The organism is Pseudarthrobacter sp. J47 (assembly GCF_049810315.1).
Lineage (GTDB): Bacteria > Actinomycetota > Actinomycetes > Actinomycetales > Micrococcaceae > Arthrobacter.
Genome location: NZ_CP187358.1, coordinates 1243177 through 1269552, shown reverse-complemented (window position 1 = coordinate 1269552; position 26376 = coordinate 1243177). Strand labels below are relative to the sequence as shown.

At 66.6% G+C, this 26376-nt stretch carries 14 protein-coding genes; all 14 read right to left on the bottom strand.

Annotated elements, in window-relative coordinates; all coding sequences use genetic code 11:
* Positions 1 to 65: 65 nt before the first annotated feature.
* Positions 66 to 665: a hypothetical protein gene (locus ACPJW8_RS05685; protein WP_330186842.1), complete on the bottom strand. Its 600-nt coding sequence runs from the start codon at positions 663 to 665 to the stop codon at positions 66 to 68.
* A gap of 141 nt (positions 666 to 806) precedes the next feature.
* On the bottom strand, positions 807 to 5249 hold the full coding sequence (locus tag ACPJW8_RS05680) for an FtsK/SpoIIIE domain-containing protein (RefSeq protein ID WP_330186841.1): 4443 nt from the start codon (positions 5247 to 5249) through the stop codon (positions 807 to 809).
* Entirely contained in the window at positions 5246 to 5950 is a 705-nt protein-coding gene (locus ACPJW8_RS05675; RefSeq protein WP_330186840.1) for a hypothetical protein, read from the bottom strand. Before ACPJW8_RS05675 ends, ACPJW8_RS05680 begins: the two co-directional genes overlap by 4 nt.
* A gap of 46 nt (positions 5951 to 5996) precedes the next feature.
* Positions 5997 to 7832: a serine/threonine-protein kinase gene (locus ACPJW8_RS05670; RefSeq protein WP_330186839.1), complete on the bottom strand. Its 1836-nt coding sequence runs from the start codon at positions 7830 to 7832 to the stop codon at positions 5997 to 5999.
* Entirely contained in the window at positions 7829 to 9613 is a 1785-nt protein-coding gene (locus ACPJW8_RS05665) for an FHA domain-containing protein (protein WP_330186838.1), read from the bottom strand. The genes ACPJW8_RS05670 and ACPJW8_RS05665 overlap by 4 nt, the downstream gene beginning before the upstream one ends.
* Positions 9603 to 10538: a PP2C family protein-serine/threonine phosphatase gene (locus tag ACPJW8_RS05660; protein ID WP_330186837.1), complete on the bottom strand. Its 936-nt coding sequence runs from the start codon at positions 10536 to 10538 to the stop codon at positions 9603 to 9605. The genes ACPJW8_RS05665 and ACPJW8_RS05660 overlap by 11 nt, the downstream gene beginning before the upstream one ends.
* Positions 10535 to 12148 (bottom strand): RDD family protein, encoded by a 1614-nt coding sequence (locus ACPJW8_RS05655; protein ID WP_330186836.1) that lies wholly within the window; start codon positions 12146 to 12148, stop codon positions 10535 to 10537. The genes ACPJW8_RS05660 and ACPJW8_RS05655 overlap by 4 nt, the downstream gene beginning before the upstream one ends.
* A gap of 27 nt (positions 12149 to 12175) precedes the next feature.
* Entirely contained in the window at positions 12176 to 14806 is a 2631-nt protein-coding gene (locus ACPJW8_RS05650; protein WP_330186835.1) for a transglutaminase-like domain-containing protein, read from the bottom strand.
* The gene (locus ACPJW8_RS05645; RefSeq protein ID WP_330186834.1) at positions 14803 to 16185 is read right to left on the bottom strand and encodes a DUF58 domain-containing protein; all 1383 of its coding nucleotides are present in this window, start codon (positions 16183 to 16185) and stop codon (positions 14803 to 14805) included. The genes ACPJW8_RS05650 and ACPJW8_RS05645 overlap by 4 nt, the downstream gene beginning before the upstream one ends.
* Before the next feature lie 76 nt (positions 16186 to 16261).
* A complete protein-coding gene (locus ACPJW8_RS05640) occupies positions 16262 to 17233 on the bottom strand; it encodes a MoxR family ATPase (RefSeq protein ID WP_330186833.1) in 972 nt (323 codons plus the stop codon).
* 84 nt (positions 17234 to 17317) lie between these two features.
* Positions 17318 to 23440 carry an Ig-like domain-containing protein gene (locus ACPJW8_RS05635; RefSeq protein WP_330186832.1) on the bottom strand — a complete coding sequence of 2041 codons (6123 nt, stop codon included), beginning with the start codon at positions 23438 to 23440 and terminating at the stop codon, positions 17318 to 17320.
* A gap of 218 nt (positions 23441 to 23658) precedes the next feature.
* Positions 23659 to 24798 carry an adenylate/guanylate cyclase domain-containing protein gene (locus tag ACPJW8_RS05630; protein ID WP_330187028.1) on the bottom strand — a complete coding sequence of 380 codons (1140 nt, stop codon included), beginning with the start codon at positions 24796 to 24798 and terminating at the stop codon, positions 23659 to 23661.
* 35 nt (positions 24799 to 24833) lie between these two features.
* Positions 24834 to 25424, bottom strand: coding sequence for a PH domain-containing protein (locus tag ACPJW8_RS05625; protein ID WP_330186831.1), 591 nt, complete (start codon positions 25422 to 25424; stop codon positions 24834 to 24836).
* Positions 25417 to 26358: a biotin--[acetyl-CoA-carboxylase] ligase gene (locus tag ACPJW8_RS05620; RefSeq protein ID WP_330186830.1), complete on the bottom strand. Its 942-nt coding sequence runs from the start codon at positions 26356 to 26358 to the stop codon at positions 25417 to 25419. Before ACPJW8_RS05620 ends, ACPJW8_RS05625 begins: the two co-directional genes overlap by 8 nt.
* Positions 26359 to 26376: the final 18 nt, after the last annotated feature.

The following is a 26376-nucleotide window of genomic DNA, read 5'->3' as shown; positions in this document are numbered from 1 at the left end:
GCATTTGTTGCCGTTTAGGGGCCTCTAAAGGGCAACAAGTGCGACTCAGTTGGGTCAGTGGTGGGTCAGTGGCTGGAGAACCGGCCCCGCGCCCACCAGGCGAATGCCAGTCCGGCGACGCCCACCAGGAAGACGCCGCCCAGGATGGCAGCCAGCCCGCCGAGTCCCTTGCCTGGCCCGTTGAAGGACATCAGCGCTGCCTCGTTGGTGGGTTCGGCGGACTTCTTGACGGGCTTGTTCCAGCTCGATTCGGTGCTGGTGCGCGGCGACGGGGTCCAGGCCGTCTCCGACGGCGACGCCGTGTCCGCAGGAGTGGCCGTGGGCTCCGGCGTCGCGGTTTCGGCTACAGGCTCTGTCACCGGGGCCGGTTCCGGGGCGGGCGCCGGCGCGGGGGCCACGGTAGGCTGCGGGGCCGGAGCTACAGAAGTGGGTGCCGGTGTTGGCGCGGGCTTAGGATCAGCGGGCTTCGGCGCGGGCGCTGGCTCCGGCGCGGGCGGATCATCTTCCTTGGGCGGCGGATTCTTCTTGTCATCAGCCAGGCAGATGACCGTCAGGCACGTGGTGGCCATCGCCGGGGCTGCTGCCACGGTGCCTGCGGACACGGCCAAAACGGCGGCGGCCAGGGCGGACACGGCTGCTCTCCGGAGTGCGAAAGGAGTATTCATGGGGACCTTTTCGACGTCGTGCGGCCCCCTCCGCAGCTGACATGGGTTTCGTGTAGTCTGCTACACCTCGTGGCGGCGGAGCAAATGGGCACAGTTAACGTGCACCGTCATAGGCCCTGTTCCGCCGCCACTGGAGCAGCGCTATCCGCGGTTCTCCGGAGGCAGCGCAATCTGGAGTTTGCGCACCTTGCCCCGGCCCACAATGTAGCCCCGTCCCGGGATGAAATCGGTGCTGATCCGGCCCAGTGAGGTGTTGAGGAGGGCGTCCCCTTCGATGTCGCCGGGGTTGATCAGCAGGCCGCGGCGGCCCGATTTGAAGGGCTGCGCGAGGGACCAGGCGGAGGACCAGGTGGAGGTCTCCGACTCGCCGATGACCCACTGGTCCGCCTTGATCGAGGCGGAAATCAGCTGTTCCAGCCCGGACTCGGCCTCGGTATCCGTGAACTCCGTCAGGCCTTCGATGAAGAACGCCAGCTGCCGCGGATTCGCCACCGAGTGCTCCATCAGTTCCTCGGCAACGGCTTCGAGGTCCTCGGCGCCCACGATCGAACGGTTCCAGATGCGCAGCGACGCCACTGCCGAACGGCGGGAGCCGATGTACACCAGTTCCGCAGCAGGATTGGAGCGGCGCAGCGCGTAGGCCATGGTCACCAGTGCCACTGTGCGGCCCGCACCCGGAGGACCGGCCACCAGCAGCGGCCCCTTCGCCATGATTTCGGCCGGCTGGAGGGTCTCGTCGTCCACGCCGATCACCGGAAGGTCGGTGCTGCCCGTGGGCAGGATGTCCAGGTCCACCTGTTCCGGGAGGCGCTGGATCTTCGGCGCCGGTTCAACACCCTGGCGGTGCATCGCTTCACTGAGCTTGTTGACCTCGCGGGCCTGCAGCGCCAGGTTGGAGTTGCCGCCCAGGACCGCCAGCTGCACCTCATAGCCACCCAGCATGCCGCGTCCCGGCGGCGAAGCAGGGCTCAGGACGTCCTTGGGGACATCCATGGAGATGTAATCGTCTTCGGAGGACAGCCGCAGTACCAGCCGGCGCTGGATCGAGGCCAACAACGACGCCGGCACGGAGTTGGTGCGGTCACCGGAGACCACCAGGTGGATGCCCAGGGGACGGCCATCCGTGGCCAGCTGCAGGAAGATGTCCCACAGTGCGGACAGGCGGCTGTATTCGTACGCCTCGCGGAACGCGGACATGCCGTCCACCAGGATGAAGATGCGTTTCTCGTCCGGCATGTTGGCAAGTTTGCGGTACTCCACGATCGTGGAGGCCCTGACTTCGGCGAACCGGGCGGAGCGGTCATCAGCCACGTCTCGGAGCCAGCGCAGGAGCCTGCCTACGCGTTCGACGTCGTCACCGTTGATGATCTCGCCAACGTGCGGCAGGCCGTCCAGCATTTTCAGGCCTGAGGAACCGCAGTCGATGCCGTAGACGTGCACGGGCCCGCCGCGGGGTGTCACGGCGGCGGCGATCGCGATGCCGCGCAGTGCAGCAGACTTACCGGAGCCACCGGTCCCGTAGATGGCCATGTTGCCGTCTTTGTCCGGCTCGTAGAACACGGTGGGCTGGTCCTGGTGCGCAGGATCGTCAGCGACGCCCAGCAGCAGTCGTTCGTCGGTGCGCGGGTTCGGGAGTTTGGAGAAGTCGTAGGCCGTGGCCAGTTCGTTCAGCCAGGGCTTGCGCGGGGGTTCGATGGCCAGTACCTCGGCGGCGCGGACAATGTTGGAGGTCATCCGCGAGATGTCGTTGGGCCCGGCGGGTTCTTCCTTGACCGGCTTGTCAGGCGCCGGCTCTTCCCAGGCGGGGCCTGAACCGAACGCCATCTCCACGATGTCGATCTGCGGCCGCTGCGGCTTCTCGGTGGTCCAGCCGCCGGCATACCCGGTCTGGAATCCCTGGATCCGGCCGGGACCGGTCTTGGCGGCGCCACGGCCCGGAATGGAGGGGTCGAAGTACGCCGCGTCAGGGACACCAAGGATGTCCGTGGCGTCGTCCTCGTCAGCCATCCGCAAAGCCACACGCAGGTTGGTGTTGGCGCGCAGGCTCTCCTTGATGACGCCGGCAGGGCGCTGCGTGGCCAGGATCAGGTGCAGGCCCAGGGACCGGCCACGGGCGGCAACGTCCACCACGCCGTCCACGAACTCCGGCACCTCGGTGGCCAGCGCGGCGAACTCGTCCACGATGATGATCAGGTACGGCGGCGCCTCGGGGTCCGCTTCCCGCTGGAGGCCCAGCAGGTCCTTGGCCTTTTTCCGGTTGAGAAGGTGCTCGCGGTAGTGCAGCTCGGCCCGCAGCGAGGTCAGCGCCCGGCGGACCAGGTGCGGGCTCAGGTCCGTCACCAGGCCCACGGTGTGTGGCAGGTGCAGGCAGTCGGCGAAGGCCGCGCCGCCCTTGTAATCCACGAACAGGAAGCTCACCCTGTCAGGGCTGTAGGCCGCGGCCATGCCCATCACCCAGGACTGCAGGAACTCGGACTTGCCGGCACCGGTGGTACCGCCCACCAGGGCGTGCGGGCCCTCGTTCTTCAGGTCCAGGTACAGGGGCTCAACACCCTTGGAACCCACCAGTGCCCGCAGGGTGCCGTTGTCCTTCCGGTTGGGCACGGCAAACGCGTGGACCGAGTTGTTTTCCTTCCACCGGTCCGCCACCGCCTGGGGGTTGTCCATAAAGTCCTTGCCGATCAGCGTCGCATAGGACACCGCGCGCGGAAGGTCCGAATCGTCCGAGAGCGGCTTGCCGACGTCGACAACCGGTGCCAGCATGCGGGCCAGCTGGCCTGCCAGTTCGGCGTCAACGCTTTCGCAGCTGACCGGGTAGGTGTGGCGGCCCAGCCGGACCTGGCCGGTGGTGGTGCCGTGGTCGCCGTCAACGGCCATAAAGTCGCGGCAGGCCGCGGGCAGCGACTGGATGTCCGCGGCAACCCACATCACGTGGACGCCGGAATCCGGCCCCCGCTCCACGAGCCGGGTCAGCCGGCCGCGGTCCACGGGGGCGTCGTCTTCGACGATGACCAGCACCACGGGAAGGACGGGTCCGGGGTCAGGCAGGCTTTGCTGGCCGATGGCGGGCCGGGGAACCGGGCGGGCATCCTTGGCTCCGGCTTCCCGGGACTCAACGAGGTCTTCCAGTCGGGCCAGCAGCGAGGAGCCGCCGGCCGAACCGGCGGCCAGATGGTCCCCGGCCAGCGGGCTGTGGCCCGAACCCACGTGCGGCAGCCACTGCAGCCAGTCCCAGCGTTCCCTGGACTGGGCGGAGGTGATGGCGGTGACCGCGACTTCGGCGGGCGAATGCAGGCCCACCATCTGCAGCACCATGCCGCGGGCGACGTCGTCCACCAGGCCCCTGGAGCCGGCCAGGCCGAAGGACCCGGCGGAGCGGAGCTGGGAGACGATCGGCACGCCTTCAATGTCCTGGAACTGCCTGATGCAGGCCTGGATCTCGCGGGTGTATTCGACTTCGGTGTCGTTGTTGCCTTGTTCGAACGTGATGCGCGAGGGACTGGTGCCGAGGCCGAAGCGCAGGCCCAGGAAGCCGGAGTGTTCCGGGCGGTGGGTCCACAGCAGCGGGCCGAGTTTGTAGATGGAGTCAACGGTGTCCTCGACGGACGGCGCCTCCTGCAGGCGCACCGCCCGTTCAACCCGCTGCAGTTCCGTGATGTCCTCGCGGAACGCAGTCATGGACTCGCGGAAATGCTTGACCTGCTCCTTGTGCTCCCGTTTGGTCTGCATCTTGTGGTCCACGTAATGGCCAATGATGAACAGCGGCATCATGCCCATGAACACCACGGACAGCACGTTCCGGGTGATCGCGAAAATTACGGCACCCATCAGCAGCGGCGCCACCAGCATGATGTACGGGAAGGGGTGGTGGTCCGGCCGCTTGGGCCCGGCGGGAAGAACCTTCTTCACGGGATCAAACCGTGGAACCACCCGGGGTGAACGGTTGAAGTCAACAAGGGGCGACGTCGGTGCTGCCGCCTGGTTCCGGGACAGCGCCACCACAGTGACGGTGGTGTCGCCGAGCGTCACGGTGTCCGAAGAGTTAAGCGTGGCCCGGGTGACAGGCAGGCCATCCATCAGCAGGCCGTTGGCGGAGTTCGTGTCCACGATTTCCACGGTCTCGCCCACCGTGATCCGTGCGTGGCGCTTGGAGGTCATGGGATCGGACAGGCGGATGTCGACGTCGGGGTCCCGGCCGATGTAGCTGGTTCCGGACGGCAGCGAAAATTCCTGCCCGACGTCGGGACCTGAGAGGACGCGAAGGGTCGCCGCCGCGGGACCCCGGCTGGCACCGGGGACGCTGAACTGCTCGCTCACCTGGGTCAGGGAGACCACCGATCCGGGCCGCAGCCCGGATTCAAGGAGGTTGTCGCTGCGGTCAAGGACCAGGCCCCGCATGCCGCCTGCCACAAAGGCCTCGTCAATCCGCAAGGACAATCCCTCCGGCGGCTGGGTTCCCTTGCGGTCGGGATCTGCGGCCCACAACTGGACGGCGATGTCGGCCACAGTGGCCAGCCCGTCCACTGTTACCGCCAGGTCTTTGGCTTCGGCCGGTTCGCGGCGGAGCGTGAGTCGGATCCTCACCCTTCGTCGACCCCTCTCATCTTTTCAATCAGGTACAGGTCATCGGCGGTGACCAGGTGGGACGTTACGGCGTGTTCCACCAGCCGCGCCCTGCGGTTGGTGGCCAGCTTTCCGCCACCGCCACGCAGGCCTACGACGCCCACGCGGTCGAGTTTGTCGCATACGTTGTCCAGCTTGCGGTTGAACCGGGTCAGGGCCCAGCCCAGGGTCTTCGCGGCCTGCGCGGATGACGGGATGGCGCTGAAACCGGTCCCTTCGCGGCGCAGCATGGGCTCAGCGAGGGCCACGATCAGCGCCTTCTGGGAGTCCGTGAACACCACGGGACCAATGGTGGTTTCGCCGTCGCTGTCGTCATCGCGGGCCTCCTGCCGGAACGAGGGGGTGCGCAGGTGGACGGCGAATTCGTAGGTGGTGGGTCCGGCCGTGAAGATCACGTTGGTATGGCTGAACACCAGCGGGATCCTGGCGCCGGGAGCCAGCCAGGCCTGCATGCCGCCCGAGCCGTCGGCCACCGTGGCGGAGAGCATGCTGCCCACGTTGCTGAGCCACCAGATGCCGTCGTAACGGGCAATCTGGAGGAACTGCCGGTGCAGGTACGGGTTGTCATCGATCTCGAGGTCACCCTCCCGGCCGATGTTGAAGATGTCCTCGTCGGACGGTTCGTACCATTCGCCGCAGAAATCCAGGCTCAAATCCCCCATGCCGGGTACCTCCTCATTGTGTTGACATCGCTGCCGCAGGCGGCGTTCATGGCCGCACGCAGGCGATTGAATCCTGCTCCTGCGGCGACGAAGCACCATCGCTGCGGACCAGAATCACCTGGATGCACGTTGGCTCGGCAGGGTTCAGTGCCACCTCTGCCGTGGGCGATTCCGTCGACTGGAAATCGCCGCTACCGGTCAAGGCGTAGACCCGCCACTTGTACGTGTCGCCGTCCTTGGGCTGCGGGTTGGTCCAGGTGAATGTCACCCGACCGGACGCGCCGATCGTGCCGGCCAGGCCGCTGACATCAGGGACAGTTCCGTTGTCCAATGCGTCCGCCGGTGGCCTGTTGATGGTTTCCTGCGGCAATGCCTTCGTCTCGGGTGCCGTGTTGGCCATGATGATTCCGACGACGACGGCGAGCACCAGCAGGGTGCCTCCCGTAATGGCGAGCCAGAGGTTCCGCCGGGACGGGTGTGCCTCGGCGTCATCGGCCTGGTCCTGTGCCGGTTCGGCCGGCAGGGCGGACCTGCTGACGGTGGCGTCCAGTTCCGGGCCGGCAGCGTGCCAGGAGGGACCGCCCGTCTGGACTGCCGGCTGGCCTGGATGTGGACCAGCCGGCGCCGCCGGAGCCACGGGAGCGCGCTGGGCTCCCCGTTGGACTGTTGCTTCGTCGAATTCCGGCGCTGCAGCAGGTGCTGACGGTGCCGTGGACGTGGGGCCACCGCGGAGCATCGTGGCCTGGGCCCAGTCGTCCGCGCTGCGCTGTGGCGGCACACCTTCGAACAACTGCCCGGGAACCTGGGGCTGGGCAGCCCGGGCAGCTCCGGCTGCGGGCGTCTGGGCAGCCGGGTTCTGAACTGTTGGTGTGGCGGGCGCCGGAACACTGGGCCGTGTCCGGGCCGGGAACGTGGGCGAACTGCCCGTGCGTTCGGGGTCGATGGCAGCGATGCTGCGGACCCGGGTTTCCTCGAACCCGTCGTCCGGGTGGTGGTCTTCCTGGCTGGGTTCCTCAAGGACTTCGAAGGGCGTCACTGACAGGTTCAGTTCCGCCTGGATCCGCTGCAGGGCCAGGGCGAAGGCGTGTGCTGACGAATAACGCGACGCCGGCGACTTGGCCATGGCCGTGGACAGCGCCAGTTCCAGCGAGGCCGGTACGTCCGCCCTGCCCAGCCTGGGCACCGGCATGGACGTGATCCGGGAAATCAGTTCACGCTGGGAATTGTCCGCACCGGGCATCACAAAGGGAGAGCGCCCCGCCAGCAGCGTGTACAGCGTGGCGCCCAGCGCCCACACGTCCACCATCACGCCGTCCACCGGGCCATCACGGAACTGCTCCGGCGGCGACCATGGAATGGACATGCCGGCGTCTTCATCCGCGTCGGTGCCGAGCGTGCCGGAGATCCCGAAGTCCGTCAGGGCCGGACGGTTGTAGTCCGTGACCAGGATGTTCGCGGGCTTGATGTCGCGGTGGGCAATGCCTGCGCGGTGCGCGGTCTCGACGGCGGACGCCACCTGGATGCCGACAGCCAGGACCTCGTCAACGCTGAACCGCTGGCGCCGGTAACGGACGTCCAGGCTGGGACGGGAGCAGTATTCCATGGCCAGGTAGGAATGGCCGTCCTCTGTCACTTCGGCTTCGAAGATCGTGACGATGTACGGGTGCGAGGACAGCTGGGCCATCAGGTTGGCCTCGGACTCGAACCGCCGCCGGGCGCCCTCGGTCTTGAGGTCCGAGAGCAGCACCTTCACGGCGACTTTCCGGCGCGGCCTGTCCTGCTCGTACAGGTAGACGTCGGAGAACCCGCCCGAGCCCAGCAGGCTCAGGTAGGTGAATCCGGGGATCCGGGGTGGCGGGGCAACGGGACGCTTGGAACTCACAGGATCTCCTCGAACCGCAGCGAGACGTCGTCTCCAAGCTCGGCGATGTCGCCGTCGAGCAGGATGGCCATTTCGTTCTGCGCAAGCCGCCGCGGCGGCTGGCCCTGGCGGACCAGGACCGTACCGTTGGTGGCTTTCAGGTCGCACAGCATCACGTGCCAGCCTTCAAGCCGGACCTCCACGTGTGAGCGCGAAATATCGCCGCTGGGGCTGGCCACCTGAACCATGCGCGGCATTCCGCCGCCCTGTACCCGGGACACAGACGGCTGGCGGCCAATCACCAGAGACTGGTCCAGCTCCACCACTTCACCGGTGGAGATCCGCATAACGCCAAGGCGCGGCCGTGGAACCTGGACGGCGTCCGCGGGCAACGGCTGGCCGCAGGCAGCGCACTGGGCATGGGTAGGCGGGTTGGCGTGGCCCTGGCCGCAGACCCGGGCCAGGACAAGCGGTCCGGAGGCAGGCTCGGCCACCACCGGCGCCGGGTGGGCCACCATGCCGGCGAGGTCGCTCTTCATGATGGTCTGGCCGTCGTGATCGTCGTCGAAGGACGCCGGATACTGCGCCGGTGCGGGTTCCACCGGCTCAGGGACAGTCGCGGCCGGCGGAGTCCACGCGGGCGCCGATGCCGGCGGACCCTGTGTCCGCCACGGAACGGAATCAATAAGCCCGGAGCCTGCGCCTGCCTGCAGATCCGGCAGGCTGGGCGGGGCTGGCGCGCCCTGCGGCGAAGACCCGGGCGAGGAGGCGCCTGCTTCGGCAGGTTCCATAGGTGCAACGGGTTCGTCCGTGCCCGGAGGTTCCGGGGTGCCAGGCAGTTCGGGTCCGGCTCCGTGTTCCTCTTCCGGTTCATCCCGCACCGCGGCGTCCTCGATGCTGCGCGCAACCGTTTTTTCCCAGAGGTGATCGTAGTTGCTGGTCATCTCATAGGCAGGCTCGGGGGCCGCGGGCCCGGAGGCCGGTGCTGCGGGTGGGACTTCTTCCGGTGCCGGTCCGGAGGGCAGGTCCGCGGGTGCCACTGTGTAGTCCAGATCCTCGTCCGACAGGCCCATCATGGTTTCCGCGGACACTTCCATCACCGGGGTTTCAAGCTCCGGCTCAGCGAGCTCCGGGACATCAGGATCCGGCACAACCGGCTCAGGAACAACGGACTCAAACTCAACAGGCTCAAACTCAACGGGCTCCGGCACTACCGGTTCCGCATCCACCGGCTCCGGCACTACCGGTTCCGCATCAACCGGCTCCAGTACCACCGGGTCCTGAACAACAGGCTCCGAAACAACAGGTTCGGAAACCACCGGGGCAGCAGCCGCGGCAACGGCAGCGGTGGCGGCCTCCGGCGGCGTTGCGCCCACTTCAACGGCCAGGCCACTCAACTGGACTACGCCTTCGGCCAACGGCAGCGCGCTGTCCCGGGACTGTCCGGCCACGGAGATGCGGAAATCGCCGGGTTCCGCCAGCCAGCGTTCGGCCCAGGTGGACACGTTGCGTCCGTTAAGTTCCACCAGGCCATCCGGGCCGTCGATCTCAAGGTCCAGGTCCCCGCGCAGGAAAACCCGCAACGAGTCCTTGTAGCCAACGATTCCAAAGGACGGCATGCCCGTCAGTGAACCGCCGAACCCTGCGGTGACCGCGTGGAGGACCTCGTGGACCTCAGGCGCTTCGGCCAGGAGGTCCCAGATGGCCAGGACCAGTTCGCGGGAAGTCCCTGCCTCCAGCAGCACAGCCGTCTGTCCACGGACCACGCCCAGCCAGGGACCCGGGTGATAGCTAGCGGTCATCGCGGTTCTCCTCACTGTCTTCTTCGGCGGCGGCGTCTTCTTCCGTGGCGGCGGATGCTTCTGCGGCTTCCGCGAGCACCTGGGCCCGCGGCAGCGTGGTGACTTCCTCATCACCGACGGCGGGCCGGGGCGCCGTTGTGGCAATGCCGGCGTCGTTCATCACGTTCTTGGCGTCCACGATGATGACGGTGACGTTGTCCCGCCCGCCGTTGCGCAGGGCCGCCTGGATGAGCGCGTCCACGGCGTCCTGCGGGTGGCCCACCGTACTGAGGATCCGGAACATGTGCTCGTCCGTGAGCTCGGCGTTCAGCCCGTCAGAACAGACCATCACGCGGTCGCCCTCTTCGACGGGCAGCAGCCAGTAATCCGCTTCGGTCTCATCCCCGGTACCCAGCGCGCGGGTCACCACGTGACGGCGCGGATGGACTGTGGCCTGCTCCGGGGTAATGTCCCCCGCGTCCACCAGTTCCTGGACTTCAGAATGGTCGACGCTGACCTGGCTGAAGCGGCCCTGGCTCAGGCGGTACGTGCGGGAATCACCGATGTTCATCACCAGCCAGTAGGGCATGCCCATCTGTTCAACCACGACGGCGCCACTGAGGGTAGTGCCGGCCCTGGCCCCTGTTGCCTCCCGGATGCTCTGGTCCGCGCGCACCAGGTACTGCTGGAGGACCGCGGCGGTGACGCTGCGCTCCCCCTTGGCCAGCTGCGGCATGGCCGCCAGGGCGCGCACGCACATGCCGCTGGCGATCTCACCGGCTTCATGGCCGCCCATGCCGTCCGCCACCGCGAACACGGGATCGGAGGCAATGAAGGAATCCTCGTTGAGCTCCCGGCGCAGGCCACGGTCCGTTCCGTAGCCGTAGCTCAGGCTCAGGCCGGTCTGGGGACGTGCTGCGGACGGCTCCGCCTGGTCCGCCGTCATGCCTGGCCAACAACGAAGTGGCGGTCACCGAAGTGGACCGTGGAGCCGGGGGTTACAAACACGGGAACGCCTGCCTGAAGTGGTGTGCGCGCACCGTCCGGGGTGCTGACGGCACTGCCGTTGGTGGAGTTGCGGTCCGTCACCCAGACTCCTGCGCCGTCCGTCAGGAGGTGCAGGTGGGTTTTGGAAATGGAGCGGCCGGGATCGTCCACGGCCAGCACCATGGCGCTCTGCTCCCCGCCCTGGGCTACTGGGTTCCGACCCACCAGGACGTTGCGGTCCAGCTGGAAATCACGGCCGTCGTCCAACCGGATGCGCAGCACGGCAACCGGTGCCTTCGAGACGCCGCCACCGCGCATCTGCGTACGGTCAAGATCGTCATCGGGGTGCGCTGAAGGCTGGGACTGGACGGGCTGTGGCTGGAACTGCGCTACAGGGGCCTGTGCCGCTTGGGGCTGTGCCACATGGACCTGGGCCGGCTGGACCGGTGGTGCCTGGAACGACGCAGGCTGTGGCTGGAACTGGGCTTGCTGGGGCTGTGCCGGCTGGACCGGTGGTGCCTGAAACGGAGCGGCAGCAGCGGGGGCCTGCGGCGGCGCCCAGGTTCCGGCGTCGGCAGGTGTACCGGAGTCTGCCGGCGCCTGCGCATTGATCACGGCGGGAGCGGGCCGGGCGCCGGCCACCGGCGAGGCAACCTGCTGCACGGGTGGCAGGTCCAGCGGGGCGAAGGTGTACGGGCCCTGGATTCCTCCGGTGGCAACAGGGTTGCGTCCGGCGTTGACGTCGAAGACCAGGGTCTTCGCTGCTCTGTCATGCCAGCCGCGCAGCTTGTTGTTCCGGTCCCAGGAATTGGAGATGACAACCAGCACTGCCCATGCCACGGCCACCAGCATCACGGGGCCCAGAATGAACATGGCGGTGTCGAACCAGCGGAAGATCACTACCAGGACTGCGGCCACCAGGGCAAGGAATACACCCGCTCCGGTGATGATCCCGCGTACGAACACAGGACCGGCACCCGGGGCAAAGCCGTCCGAATCGGTGCTGCGGATGCCCATCAGGCGGTTGCCGAGCGTGACGCCGGAACGGCCTTCCAGCCCCATCATGACGAAGGCGTAGATCAGTGCGATCCCGGCGCCGATGCCGCCAAAGAGCACCAGGGAACTGGTGTCGTACACAATAAAGCCGCCGCTTTGGCTGCGCGTCACGCCGGCAAAGCCCAGGGCGAAGGCCAGGACCAGTACGGCGAACGGCGGAAGCCAGTCCAGGACTGCTGCCCCCAACCGTTTGCCCGCCGTTGCAGGTACAAGCTCAAGCTTCGCCACGTTCATTCCTCCCACTTGACCCTGCGCCTGACTGTGGCCCTGATTACTGCTCCGGCCATAACCTGCCTGTGCCGGCACCGCCAAGGCAGATGCTACCGGGATATTACCGGGATTCTGCCCCTCGTGCTCAGCACTACGGTCCGGATGGTTCCGGTGGGAGTGGTCCACATTGCGTGAACTACGCGCTGCACGGTTGCGCAGCGGCGAGCCGCAGGAGGTGCAAAACGTGGCACCCGGGCGGATCAGCTGCTGGCAGCGGGGACAACGCTCGGCTTCCTGGCTCATTGTTCGGTGGGACTCTTCCTGTTGCGTCTACTGCTGGGGCGGGTTGTTGCGCAGCACGGTTGTGCCGTCCGGTTCGGACTGCCCCGGAGCGTTAAGGCGTTCGGCCGTGAGTCCGGAATCCGCTGCCGACTGTATGTGCGCGGCGGCGGACGGGCCTGTGGCAACCTTACCGGCGGGCTTCCGGCCGATGCCGCCGCCCAATCCTGAACGCGAAGCACCCCCGGCACCGGTTTCTTTGGCTGCCCGGCGCGCTGCCATGGCAGCACGGCCGTCCGCCAGCAACGACCTCGGCGAGAACTTCGCGGCCTGCCGGCGCCAGAACCCGAGGCTTCCGGTCATCTCCTTCAGCGAGGAGTCCACAATGGTCCAGTACTCCTTGACCTCCTGCTCGCTGGGCTGCCCCGCACCGAAAATCGCGGCGTCCGCACGGTGGGCAAGCAGCGTAGTGCTGGCCTGCGTCTTGGGGAACGCCTCGGCCAGGACGGCGGCACTTTCACGGCGGGTGGCCCGGTGGTTCAGTCCGGCGCCCACGTCCGTGGCAAGGCTCACCACCTCGTTCCAGCCACCGCCCACACGCTGGGCGGGGTGCCCGTCAGCAAACCTGGCCTTGCGCCGCCGGGATTTCAGCAGGGCAATCAGGATCAGCGGAATGGCCAGGATCACCAGCGGAATCATGGCCATGCCAATGGCCATGAGCAGCGGACCCCAGAACAGCCACGGATTGTCCTTCTTCTCGTCAGCATCGAGGGCATCGGGAGAGGAATCCGGCGGCAGGTCCGCCGGCTCCTGCGGCGGGGGCGGCGGCTGGAGCACCTGCGGTTTGGGCTTGGACTTGTTCTCCGGATCCGGCGGGATGGGCACGTTGTCCTTGGGCGGGGTCGGGTCAAAGGCAACCCAGCCCACGCGTTCGAACGCCACTTCAACCCAGGCATGGACGTTCTTGCCCGTGATGTTGACCTCTCCGGCACCGTTTTCCGGGCTGGTGGGGTCCGGGTAGAAGCCCATCACCACGCGGGACGGGATGCCCAGGTGGCGCAGCATCAGGGACATGGCCACGGCGTACTGCTCGTCGTCGCCCAGCATCTGCTTGGCGGTGAGCAAGCTGCGGATGCGGGCGGCGCTGTGCCCGGACACGCTGGGCAGCTGTCCTTCGGAGATGAGGCCGTTACTGAAGGCACCGGTCTTCTGGAAATGGGCCTCGATCTGGCGCACCCTGTCAATCGCCGTAGGCGCATCAACGGAGAGGTCATTGGCCTGCGAACCCACCACTGGCGGAACCTCGAACGCCTCGGGCAAGGACACGTTCGCGAAGTTGTACTGGGTCAGCTGGCCGTGTTCGAGCTTCACGGGTTCGGATACCTGGACACTGTACGAATCCCCCTGGGCCACGCCCTGGGTGGTCACAGCGGTGTCCGTTCCGGCGTTGAAGTACAGGCCGGACGCTGCCCGCGAACCAGGTTCGGAGAAGCTTATGCCGGTGGTCTGCCGGCCACCGGGCAGGAAGTAGCCCTGGTAGTCGGCGATCGTGATGTCCAGAGTGTAATCGTTGGTGCCGCCCACGCTTGACGCATCAGCCAGGGTGTTCAGCGAATCGGTGTCGCCCACCTTGCTGAAGCTGCCGGAACCGTTGGGGTCCATGTTGTAGTTGGTGCCGTCGAAGGCATCCAGCGCGGCCAGCCTGACACGGCCGTCCCGGGGCAGGCCCTTGACCACAAACAGGGTGTCGTCCTTCTGGTCCTTGACGAACGTCCGGAAGCTCGCCAGCGGAGTGATGTAATCCTTCGGATCAAACGGCGGTACGACGACGTTGCGGAGCACCTTTCGGTCATCCGCCGCGGTGATCAGGGGTGCTGTCAGCGCGGTGACCCCCACGCTGGCGGCCACCACTGCCGCTGCGGTACCGAGCCGGCGCACCCTGGCGCGCCGGGCTGTGGCGGTGTCCGCCTGGGGGCTGTTGACGGAGATCTTCCGGGTGTCCCGGCGTCGTAATTCATCGCGGCGGAATGTTGCCCACGCAATGGCCACCACCGTCAGCCCGATTCCGCGCTCCACCGTCAGGAAGGTTGCATTGGTGGAAAAGGCGATGCCCGTAACGAACAGGACCAGGACCGGCAGCAGCGGCCAGTACGGGGTCCGCAGGCGCCAGGTGAGGACACCGGCCACCACTGCACAGATGAGGGAACTCAGGAACGGAACAATCAGGACACCGCCGGCCGTACCCACCGGCACGCCTACCGTCAGCATGTCCTTCCAGGAGAACACCACGCCCAGCAGCAGGGTCCGGAGCGAGTCAAGGGTGGGAACAACCCCGGCGATGGCTGCATCCGGGACGGCAAGTGCTGTCCCCAGGACCAGGTAGGCGCCCAGCGTAATGGCTGTGGTGATCATCAGGCCCAGCCGGAAATGCGAACTGACCGCGGCGATGGCCAGGCCCAGCAGGATGCCGCCGAAGCCGGAAACCAGGTAGTACGGGTCCCCGCCAAAGCTCAGGCTGAAGCCAAGGACCCCCAGTCCCAGCAGGACAACCAGGACGACGGCGTCCAGCACCGTGTGCCACACAGGCCTGCCGTCGGTGAAGGGCGAGAGGGAAGCCGGCCGCGCGGGCTGGCTCCCTTGCCGGGCGGAGCGCCTGGGCCGAAGTCCGGGTGCCGTGCTCATGCTGCTGCCTTTCGAAGAATGATGCCCAGGTCTGCCAGGTCGCCAATGGTCAGTACCGTGAGGTCTGCAATGTTGGCCCGGGACGGGGCCGCGCCGGCGTGGACCCGGACCGCCAGTGCACGGACGCCAGGCGCCACGGAGGCGGCAGCGGTGCGCAGCTGGGTGGGTGTTACGTGGCGGCCCACCACAAAAAAGACCACCGAGGCGTTGGGGATGGTGTCAGCCACAGTGCGCGCGAGGTCGACGGCGGTGCGGCGGTGGGGTGCCCCCACGATCCTGGTCATGTCATCGAGCAGGTTCCGGCCGGTTTCGCAGCGCAGCGGACCTTTCTGGGTGACAACGTCCAGGTCCCGCTGCTCGCGGATGGCCTGCCGGCCGATGGACGCCGCCACGGAGATGCCCATCTCGAACTCCTGCTCGGAGTCGTATTCGTCAGTGTTGATGGACAGCGAGATGGCCAGGTGGGCGCGGCGGGTTTCCTCAAACTGGCGGACCATCAGCTTGTTGATCCGGGCCGTCGTTTTCCAGTGGATGTGGCGGCGGTCATCGCCGGGCACGTAATCGCGCAGGGCGTGGAAGGAGACATCGGCGCTGGAGAGGTCGGTGGTGGGCATGCCTTCAAGGTCCCGGATGAATCCCGCGGCCGAACCCGCCAGGGCAACGGTCCGCGGGTGCACGTAAAGGTCCTCCGGCTCGGTCCACAGCACCTGGCGGCGCAGCAGGTGCAGGGGGTCGGCTCGAACCGAGCGGACCGGCCCTACCGAAATGACGGCACGCCGGGCCGTGGGAATGGTGAAGAGGTCCTCGTGGACCTGCTGCGGCTTCATCCGTGGCAGGTGGAACAAGGCCGTTGCCGACCCCACGGGAAGCTCCAGCGCAGCCGGAAGCAGCGGCCTGGTGGACGTGTTGGACACCGCGATGCTGCCCACTGCGCTGTCCCCCACGGCCACGCGTGTGCGGGCAAGGTCCAGGACAACCCCGTAGGAGGACCGGCCCAGGATGAATCCGACCGCAATAACGAACAGCACAAAAGCCGCGACGGCGGCCGCCTTGGCTTCCTGCCAGCCGAACGACTGGCCCAGCGTCCAGAGAAGGAGCGCCGCAGCCAGCACGGACCAGCCCAGCACGCTGACCACGGACAGGACCGGCCACGCGTAACGGAGCCAGTATTCCTTCACCAGCCGCCAGGCCGGCTGGAGGACCATGCCCAGGGTACTGCTGGCCTCGGCCCAGACAGCCGCAGGGTGGAGCCGGGTCTGCCGGCCATCACGGACGAAGGGTTTGCGCAGCTGCTCACCGACGCGTGCCGCGGCACCGCCTTTGTTGAACGGCTGCTTGACGCGCTCAGCAAGCCGGGTCAACGGTGTGCTGCTGGACATAGAGGGGACCTTCGTTCGTGCTGGCTAAGGGTGCTGTGTTAGTGCCGTCTTGATGCTGCGAACAGTGCAGCGTCAGTTAGGTGGTGGCGCGCTGCTGGGGCGCTGCAACATCGCCCAGGACACGGGCAAGGATCACTTCGGGCGTGGCGCCGGAGAACTCTGCCTCAGGGTCCATCACAAAGCGGTGCGTCCAAACCACGGGAGCCAGTTCCTTCACATCGTCCGGGAGGACGAAGTTGCGGCCCTGGGCTGCCGCCCAGACCTTGGCCGCGCGCACCATCGCCAGGGCGCCACGAACAGATACGCCCAAACGGGTTTCAGGGGCGTTGCGGGTTTCCTCGGTCAGCCGGGAGATGTACTCCAGCACGGCGGTGTCCACGTGGACAGTGGCAGCCAGGTCTGCCATGTCCGCCACAGCCTGCGTGGTGATCACGGCACTCAGGTCCCTGGAGCGGTCCTTGAGGTTGGCGCCGCCCAGCAGCTGGACCGTGGAGGCGTGGTCCGGATAGCCGATGGAGGTCTTGATCAGGAAGCGGTCCAGCTGGGCCTCGGGCAGCCGGTAGGTACCGGCCTGCTCGATCGGGTTCTGGGTAGCCAGCACCATAAACGGCCGGCCGGCCTCGTACGTCACGCCGTCCACGGTGACCCGGGACTCTTCCATGACCTCCAGGAGCGCCGACTGCGTCTTGGGCGACGCTCGGTTGATTTCGTCGGCGAGGACGATGTTGTTGAAGATCGGGCCCTTGTGGAACTCGAACTTCTGCGTCTTCTGGTCGTAGATCGTCACGCCCGTGACGTCCGAGGGCAGCAGGTCGGGGGTGAACTGGATCCGGTTGTTGGATCCCTGGACAGTGGCCGCCAGGGCACGCGCCAGGGAGGTCTTGCCTGTACCGGGAGCATCCTCGAAGAGAACATGGCCCTCGGCGAGCATGGCGGTGAACGTCAGGCGGACAACGTGCTCCTTGCCCAGCACCGCCTTGCTTACATTGGCCACCAGTTTCTCGAAGGTGCCCGCAAACCAGGTGGCCTGCTCGCTTGTCATTGTCATGGGTGGTTCCCCTTTTCTTAAGGAATGGTGGTGCCCGTCAGACGGGCGGGCGAAGAATGGCGGGTGCCTGCCGGGCAACGCCTGCTAACAGGGCGCCCTTCCCGAGGAGAAGTACACAGTGTCGGCACGGACCCAGCGGCTGTTGTACTGGCCACCAGTGATCTGGTACCAGCCGCTGGTGCCCCACGGGCTGCCGCACCGGCTGACCTCGACGGCAGCATCGTTCATGCTCAGCCACGGGTACGGCGCGCCGGGGCCACCCGGGCTGGTGACGCCGTAGCAGCGCCTCGGCGGGCCAGGGTCATAGCCACTTCCGCCACCGGCGGGTTCGGTGCAGCTGTTGATGGCCTGGGAGGTCACCTTGACCATGTTCTTCACGGGCGGCGGGGGCGGTGGCGGCGGGTTGCCCGACGTCGAATTCGCCCTGCCCGCCGGACCGTACACCACCGTGAACGCACGGACCTCGAGGGTGCGGGTTTCGTTGAAGCCTCCGGTACCCACGTCATAGGAATTGGCCTTGCCGACACCCTGCCAGGCGCCGCCGTTGACCCGGACTTCATAGTGGTCAAGAGCCCGCCCGTTGGTAGCCGGGTTGTTCCAGGTCCAGTAGACCCGCTTGTCCTCCGGAGACGACTTCTGACCATTGACGTTCGGGGCATTCGGCGGACCGTACGGGTTGGCGGCACCGATGTTCCTGGCATCGCCGGCCTGGCCGGTCTTGGTGGACGTGGCGATGATGTTGACGGTCACGTTGGTTCCGTTGGGCAGGCCGTTGATCACTCCGCCGCCCGGGGCAATCGGGCCGCGCGCGCCGGTGCTGGTGGTGTAGGTGTACTGGATCTCACCGGGGGTGGACCCGTTGCGCTGCGGCTCCGTCAACGGGGTGAACGTCACCTCAAGCTGGCCGCTGTTGCCGGTTTCCCGGACAGTGCCGCCGTTGACCATGCCGGGCTTTCCGGCAGCACGGACCGGAGAGGACTGCGGGCTGGTCTGGCTGGTTCCTGCCTTGTTGGTGGCCGAAACCGTAAACGTGTAGTTCGCTTCCGAGTTGTCTACCGTGACGTTCGCCGACGTCGCCGCAACCTGCTGCGACGTGACCACTGCACCGCCACGAAAAGTCGTCAGCGTGTACGCGGAGATGGCATCGCCGTTGTTGTTGGGCGCTGTCCACGAAACCCTCATCTGGCTTTCCGCGCCCACTGAGGGCGCCGAAGTGGCGGTCGGGGCCGTGGGCGTCATGGGCGGTCCGGCCGGCACGACGGCAGCAGAGTACGGGCTCCACTCGGAGGGGTCCTTGGCATCGTTCCGGGCCAGGACGCGCACCTTGTAGGAGACGCCGTTCTGCAGGCCCTGCCACACATAGCTGGTGGAGGTCAGGTTCTGTACCTGCGCGTTCTGGCCCGCCGGTTGCGGGGAAATCTCAAGGTCGTAGGACTTGATGGGAGAGCCCTTGCTCAGCGGGGCTGTCCACGTAAACGTGGCCTGCTTGTCGCCGAACTTTCCGGCAGGTGCAGCCGGGGTATCCGGTTTGACGTCCGGGCGGACCTCGGCAGACGCCGGTGAACGGTCCGACTCACCCAGGGCATTAGTGGCCGTGACCTCGAAGTGGTACTTGGTGTTGTTGGTCAGGCCATTCAGGGTGCAGGTGTTGGCCGGGCAGGCCTGCTGGAATCCGGCTTCGCCATACACGGTGTAGCCCGTAATGGGTGAGCCGCGGTCTGCCGGCGCCGTCCAGGTCAGCAGGGCCGTCCGGTCCCCCACGCTCTGAGCCTGGGGCGTGCCGGGTGCCATGGGCTTGTCCTTGACGTTAAGCCTGATCCTGGCGGTGGCCTGGCGCGAGGCCTCGCCGGTCTTGTCCTGGACTGTGTAGGCCACAATCATCGAACCGGAGAAACCGCTGGCCGGTGTGACCAGGACAGAGTCGCCGGCCACCTCCGTGCCGCCCTGCCCGGTCTCCACTGTTGCCTCGACGATCTTCAGCGCCGTTTCCGGAAACGGATTGGTGTCATTGGCCAGGACGTTGATGGATGACTGCTTGCCTGCGGCTGCGTTGTCCTCCACGTCATCGTTCGCCACGGGCTTTGGCCGGTCGGAGGCCGTCACAGCCAGCTGGTACGTGGCAGTTGCCTCCAGGCCGCGGGGGTCAGTTGCCTTGACCTGCACGGTCCCGGTAACGCCGGTGGCCGTGGTTGCGTCGGTGGAAACCTTCAGCACCTTGCCGTCCATGCTCACCTTGAACGAGCCGGTGTTTCCGCCGGCGAGCTCGTACTTCATGTTGCCGACGTCGTCCTTGTCCGGGTCCTCCGTCAGCCTGGACAGGTCCGTGTCGCGGCTTTCGCCCTTGGGGACGGTGACGCTTGCCCCCAGCAGGGTGGGCGGGTTGTTCTTGTTCGGATCCGGAAGCACCTTGGTGCGGATGCTCAGGGTGGACTTCAGTCCGGCGGGGTCGTCCACGGCGGTGCCGTCAGTGACCTCGAAGCTGATGGAACCGGGGCCCACATATTCTGCGCCGGCCGTGTATTTCAGGGACGTGGGGCTGGCCAGGGGGTCGCTGCCGTCGCCGCCGATCAGCTTGATGCTGTCAGCCTGGGTGATGCGGGGCGTGCGGCCATCGCGGACCTTGACCCATTCGTTCAGATCCACCGTGATGGACTGCCCGGACACCAGTTCCAGGACATCGTCCTTGGCGAGCGTGGGAACCTGCTGGCCAAGGCCCGGTACCCAGATGATGGCCGTGGCCTTCTGGCCGTCGACGTCCTCCACCGTGTACGGGATAAGCTGCGGGCCCTCGGTGAGCTCGACGATCATGTTGCCTTCGCTGCCCGGGCGGGCCGTCAGCGCCTCGGTGCTGATCTTGAGGTTTTCACCCACGCCGTCCGGATCTTCGTCGTTCTTCAGGACCGGAACGTCGACGGCGGTCTTGCCCAGGGTCTGCGCGGACGTGACACGGTCATCGCGGGCAATCGGTGCCTGCAGCGGCACGGTGCTGTCCACCACCACGGTGATCGCCGCCTGGGCCGTGGCGTCACGGTCGTCAGCAATCGTGTACTGCAGGTTGACGGTGCCCTCTTGGGCGGGAGCACGGAGGATGATCCGGCCGCTCGTCTGGCTGACGGCTGCTTCCAGGGACGGATCGGCGGTGATGCCGTCCGTCAGGATCCGGATGGGGTCGCCGTCGGGATCCGTGTCATTGCCGCTGGCGTCCACGGCAATCTGGCGGCCGGGGCGTACCTTGACCTCGTCGTCCACAGGGGTGGGGTTCTGGTTGACGTCGCCGCGGGGGGCCACGCCAACGGTGACGGTGCCCGTGTTGGTGGCGCCCTGACGGTCCACCACCTTGTACCGGAATGTGTCCGTGCCGGAGCCATCGCCGGCTGCGGTGAAGTCGATGAAGTTGCTGCCAACGGTGGCAGTGCCCATCGCCGGCGTGCTGTCGATGCCGGTCAGCTGCACGGAGTCGCCGTCGGGATCAATGCCGTCAAGCGGCACGGGAATCCGGACGGTGCCGCTGGCCACCACGCGGGCTGTCAGGTTCTTTGGCTGCGGCCGGGAGTTTTCGGCGCCTTCCAGCGGCAGGATGTGGATGGTCACAGCGGCCGCGCTCTTCTGGCCCTGTGGGTCAACGGCGTTGTAGATGGCGCGGACGGTCTTGGGCAGGGGTCCGGCAATGAACCGGATCGTGTTCTCTGAAACGAACACCTTGCCATCCACCTCATCGATGCCCTGGGGCAGCACGGGGTCCACGGTGAGTTCCTGGCCCTGCGGGTGGGTGTCGTTCTCGAGGACCGGGATGGTGACGACGTCACCCACGCGGACGTTGACCTCATCCGGCTTGGGCTGCGGTGCTTCCACAATGGCTGGCGCCGGTACGGGGACCACTGTGACACTTCCCGTGGCCGACTTACTACCGTTGGACATGGTGTACTCAAACAGGAACGGCTCAGCCGTGGCGCCCAGATCGGTGATCCGGATGACGCTGTGGTCAATAACGCTGATGGACGCGCTGGAGTCTTCCGGGACCTTCACGGACTGCAGCACCAGCACCCCTCCGGCGGGATCGGAGTCGTTGGCCAGCGGATCCAGCAGAACGCTGCCGCCCACCGGCATCAGGGCGACGTCGTGGACCGCCACAGGGTCGCCGCTGTCCTCGCCGGATTTAACGTCCACGCGGATCAGGCCCTGGGAACTTTGCGGCCCGTTACTGGCGATGTACGTCAGGTAGATGGGCCCGGTCGTGCCGCTCTTGAACGTAAACGTCCCACCGTCGGTGATGGGACCGATCTCGGCGGGTCCGCTGGCCTCCACCTGGGCAAGGCGCAGCGCACCGCCGTTCGGATCGACGTCGTTTTTCAGCGGCGAGATGACCAGGTCCTGGCCGGCTACCGCCGTCACGTGGTCAGCGTTCACCACGGGAGCCAGCGCCCCGGGCGGCTGGACGTTCACCACAACCGTGCCCGTCACTGTTTCACGGCCGTCCCAGATGGTGACTGTGACGTTCTTCTTGCCTGCGGTGGCGCCGGAATCCTGGTAGGTCAGCAGGCCATCGCGGCGCACCTTGACCTGGTCCTGCTCGTTGTCGGCTTTGGCGTCAAGCAGCACCAGATCGTCACCGTCAGGGTCCATCCAGTCGGTGAGGATGTTCTGGCTGACGGTCTTGCCCTGCTCCACCAGCATGGTGGTGGGGTTGCCGCCCCGTTTGAAGACCGGGGCGTGGTTCTCGTCCGGGCCAACAACGTTCAACGTGACCTGGCCGGTGGCGCTGAGTCCGCGGCCGTCGTCGGCGGTGTAGCTGAAGGTCTCAGTCCCTGGCTTGGCGTCAGCGGGGACTTTCACCTGGAAGGCCGTGCCGCCGTAAATGTTCTGAAGCTGGCCGCTGGTGGGCCCGTTGTTCGGCACCGACGCGGTGAGGACGTCGCCGTCGGGGTCGGAGTCATTGTCCAGGACGCTCAGCACAGTGGTGCGGCCGGGCCGGACGCCCACGCTGTCAGGCTTGGTTTCCGGCGGCCGGTTGGGCTTGGTGCGGTCCGGAAGGACGTTGATGGTGTTGTTGTCGGCAGATTCCTGGTCCTGCTCGTCCGATTCGTTTTGCGGCGGGATGACGTCTTCCCAGTTGTTGACCAGCTGCATGTTCTGGTTGACCAGCCACACGTTGCCGGAGTTGACGTCGTTGAGGACCACCAGGTCCCGGTTCACCCGGAAAACGTACGACGGCGATGCACTGGCCTTGGGAACGTCAACGTTTTTGTCCTGCGAGTCATCCTGGCACTCACGGACGTACTTGTTGGCACCGGACCAGGCCGCGTGGACGCAGCCGCCCAGCTGCACGGGAGCAGCCGGGATGCCTTCGCCGTCAAAGGTGACGGTCTTGGCCGTTGACCCATCCAGCGGCTGCATCAGCAGCGCCTTCTTGGTGGACAACGCCACCGAATCCGCGGCCGGGCCGGACTGCTGGAGCAAAGCCTCACCGGCGTCGGCAAGGGCCAGTTCACGCCCGCCCGGGAGGAACAGCTTGCCGCGGGCGGCGTCCAGGACTACGGGCTTGTCCCCTACTACCGCCAGCTGGAGGTCGCCGGAACCCTTGAGTCCGTTCCACGTTGAGGAATCCGAAGAGACGGCCGCTCCCTCTGCGTCCACCTCAGTGATGGTCACCTCACCGGTTTCGGGGTCCGCCGAGTACACGCGGTCATCGTCGCCTACCACTGACACCACGCCCTCGGAAGCATCCAGGACCGGTTCGGAGACTTCCTCATCGAAGCCGTTGACCGTGGAGGGGGAAACCGCCCAGACCTTGCCGGAAGCCGGGTCCGTGACGGAAATAACCTTCGTTCCGAAGCTGACGTCGGAAGAGCCCGGCAGCTGCTTGTCCCCGCCGAGGCGGAGGTTGGCGGCGGAGACCTGGTTCAGAGTGGACCCGGCGCCGTCATCAACAAAAACGTCCAGGCCGTTCTGCAGCACGTCGAAGGACGTGGAGGCCGGGGTGACGGCGCCGTCAAGGACGCGGGAGGGGTAATTCAGCCGCCCCACGGCATTGCGGGACTTGGAGACAACCCATACACCGCCGTCGTTCAGCTCCACCTCGGTGGTCTTGAAACCCGGGTACAGCACGGCACCGGCCACAAGGAAACCTGCGGCCACGCCGAAAGCGGTACCCGAGACGAGTTTGTTGTGGCGCTTTTTCAGCCCAAGCTTCCCCAGCAGAGTTGTCACAGCGTTACGAATTCCTCAAAATTGCAGCCGCCGAAGGACAGCCTGACCAAATACCCGTAAGATGCGGGCTCAGTGTTCCCGCGTTAGCCTAACGGACCCGCGTAAAGTCCGCGATGGGCAGTCCTCCACACAAGGCGCCCGGACGGGGCCGATCCTATCGCATCCCCATCGAATGGATAAACCTCCACCCGGGCCGGATGATAGACGTCCGGGACGCCCTAGTCCAGGATCAGGCCCTTACCTTGGCCGCGGGAGAGCAGCACCGGGTGGATCTCGCCGAACCCGCGGACGTCCTCCGCCGGCTGCGGCATCAGGACGAACCGTTCGTCATTTTCCAGTGCCGCCGCCGTCATGGAATCCACCAGGACCGTGCCGGGGTTCGCCAGGGATGTGAGCCTTGCCGCCAGGTTGACGGTGGGGCCATAGATATCGCCCAGGCGGGACAGGATGCGTCCCCACACCATGGCCACCCGGGCCTCGGGCAGGATCTCGTCCTCCGTGAAGGCCTGGGCCAGTGCCAGTGAAATCTCGGCACCGGCAGCCGGGGTCTCGGCGATATAAAGGACTTCGTCGCCAACTGTCTTCACCAGCCGGCCGCCGCCCACCGAAATGATTTCGGCGCACTTGTTTTCGAACCGCTGCACCAGCCGGGCCAGTGTTTTCTCGTTCATCCGCCGGGACAGGCTGGTGTAGGAAACGAGGTCCGCGAAGCCAACGGCCCGCGCCAACGGCAGCGGTGCGTCATCTTCGTCACCTTCGCGGCCTTCCTCACTGGCCTGCAGACCGGCTTCCGCGCGGACCGCCAGTCGCTGCACACCGGCGTTGAGCTGGCGGCGCCAGGAGTAGACGAGCATTTCCTCGAGGGCATCAACCAACGCAGGGAGATCGTTCACCAACTGTTTACGGGCAACGGCATCCGTGACGCCTTGCTCGTGCACCATGTCCTCGATCAGTGCTTCGATCTGCCACACCACCATCCGGTCGGTCATCTGGCCGATGGCCCGGGTGACTGAGATGGCCGCTTCCTCCGTCAGCTTCCCGCCGCGGACCAGGTCAACAACGGTCCCCAGGGCGGACTGGTCGCGTTCGGTGAAGGCAACGTCCTCATCGCTGTAGTTGGGGAACCCCAGGGCGCGCCAGAGTTTGCGTGCGGACAGCAGTGAAAGCCCGGCACCGGCGGCAACTTCACGACGGCGGAGCTTGCGTTCGCCACCCAACAGCCGGGTTTCAAGGGCCTTGGCTGCCAGGCGTTCGGTGGAGAGCGTGCTGGTTGGCGGGCCGGACGAAGGTTCAGGAGCGGGTCCAGGCACGGGTTCAGGAATCACGGGCAAGGGCAGCGTGTGGGGAGCCGGGGGCATGGCGTTCGTGCCGCCGTCGTTCATGTCTTCATCGCTCACCGTTTCCACCTCTTCTCCCCGTTCCGTGGCTCTGCCTGTGTGGCAGGGCCGTTCAACCGCTCTATTTCCCTGAATTCCTCTTCCGGAAGGTCATCGATCGCCTCGAGGACAAAATTCCGGAACCGGGACACCTCCGGCATGTCCGGAAATACCAGGCTCCCGCCGTAGCCGGACTCCAAGGATATATTCCCCGAGCGCAACATCCGCTGCAGGATGGACTGGCTCACCAGAACGTTGCGCACAGCGGCCAGGGAAAGCTGGCGGTCACGGCGCCGGACCGTACCGAACCTGGCGATCGCCCGGCGGCTGGTCAGGATGTACCGCGTGCCGCTCCAGCGCATCAGCCGAGGCAGGCAGTAGCCCAGCCAGATCCATGCACCCAGCACCACGCACGCCGCAACCAGCCAGAACTCCAGGCCTTCCACCACCGGAAGGAGCGTGGCGGCCTCGCCCTTGATGATCCAGGCGCTGGCGAAGGCCGCAAGAGCCGGCGTCAGGACAAAAACGGCGGCGGGGGCCGTGAGTGCGCGGGGCTGTGGCCGGGTAAGGACAATGACCTGTTCGCCGGGAAGCAGGTCCTTACGCATAACCACTTTCGCTGCCGGTCTCCCGGGACCACGGCCGGACATGGACGACGTCGCCGGCCGTCACCACATGTTCGTGCCCGGCGTCGTCTTCCACCAGCAGCGACCCATACTGGTCCAGCCGGGTGGCATGGCCGATGATCTCGTGATCGCCGGGCAGCTGAGCCCGGACCTGCTTGCCCAGGGTGACCATTACCTGCTCCAGCCGCTTGTGCAGGGATGGGCCACCGGCCAGCCCCGCCGCGGGATCGCCGTCGGCATTGCAGAACGCCCGGTAGAGCGCGGTGAAGCGGGAAAGATAGCTCTTGAGGAGTTCGGTACGGTCGGTGGTGGTCGGCTGCTCCAGCAGCACCGACGTGGCGGTGGGCACGGGCAGTTCCTGCTCCGTCAGCGTTACGTTGATCCCCGTGCCGAGGACCACGGCGGGAACTCCCGGGCCGCTGAGTGGCTCCATCTGCGCAAGGATGCCGGAGATTTTCCTGCCATGGACCAGGACGTCATTGGGCCATTTGATCTCCGCCGGCAGCCCGGCCGTCTCCATCAGCGCCTCGCGCAACGCCAGGGCGGCAACCATGGAAAGCCACGAATAGCTGTGCGTGGGCACCGGAAGACCTTGGGCGTTCACCGGGCGGAGCACCAGCGAAACGGCAATGGAACTGCGGGGCGGCGCCTCCCAGTGGCGCGCCAGGCGGCCGCGGCCTGAGCTTTGGTGTTCGGCCGTCAGGACTGACAGGTCCGGCCACGACTTCGGATCAACGGTGACGGCCCGCAGCAGGTCATCGTTGGTGGACCCGGTGGTCTCTACGACGTCGATGCTGCTGATGCCCGTGGCCGCAAGGAATTCAGGTGCGACGAGCGCCGAACGGTCCAGGGCTGGCCGGTTGGGCGTGGAGCCTCCGGGAGTCTGTTCAGGGCCTGGGTTCTGGGCGTCATCCATAAACAGAATCCTAGTCGG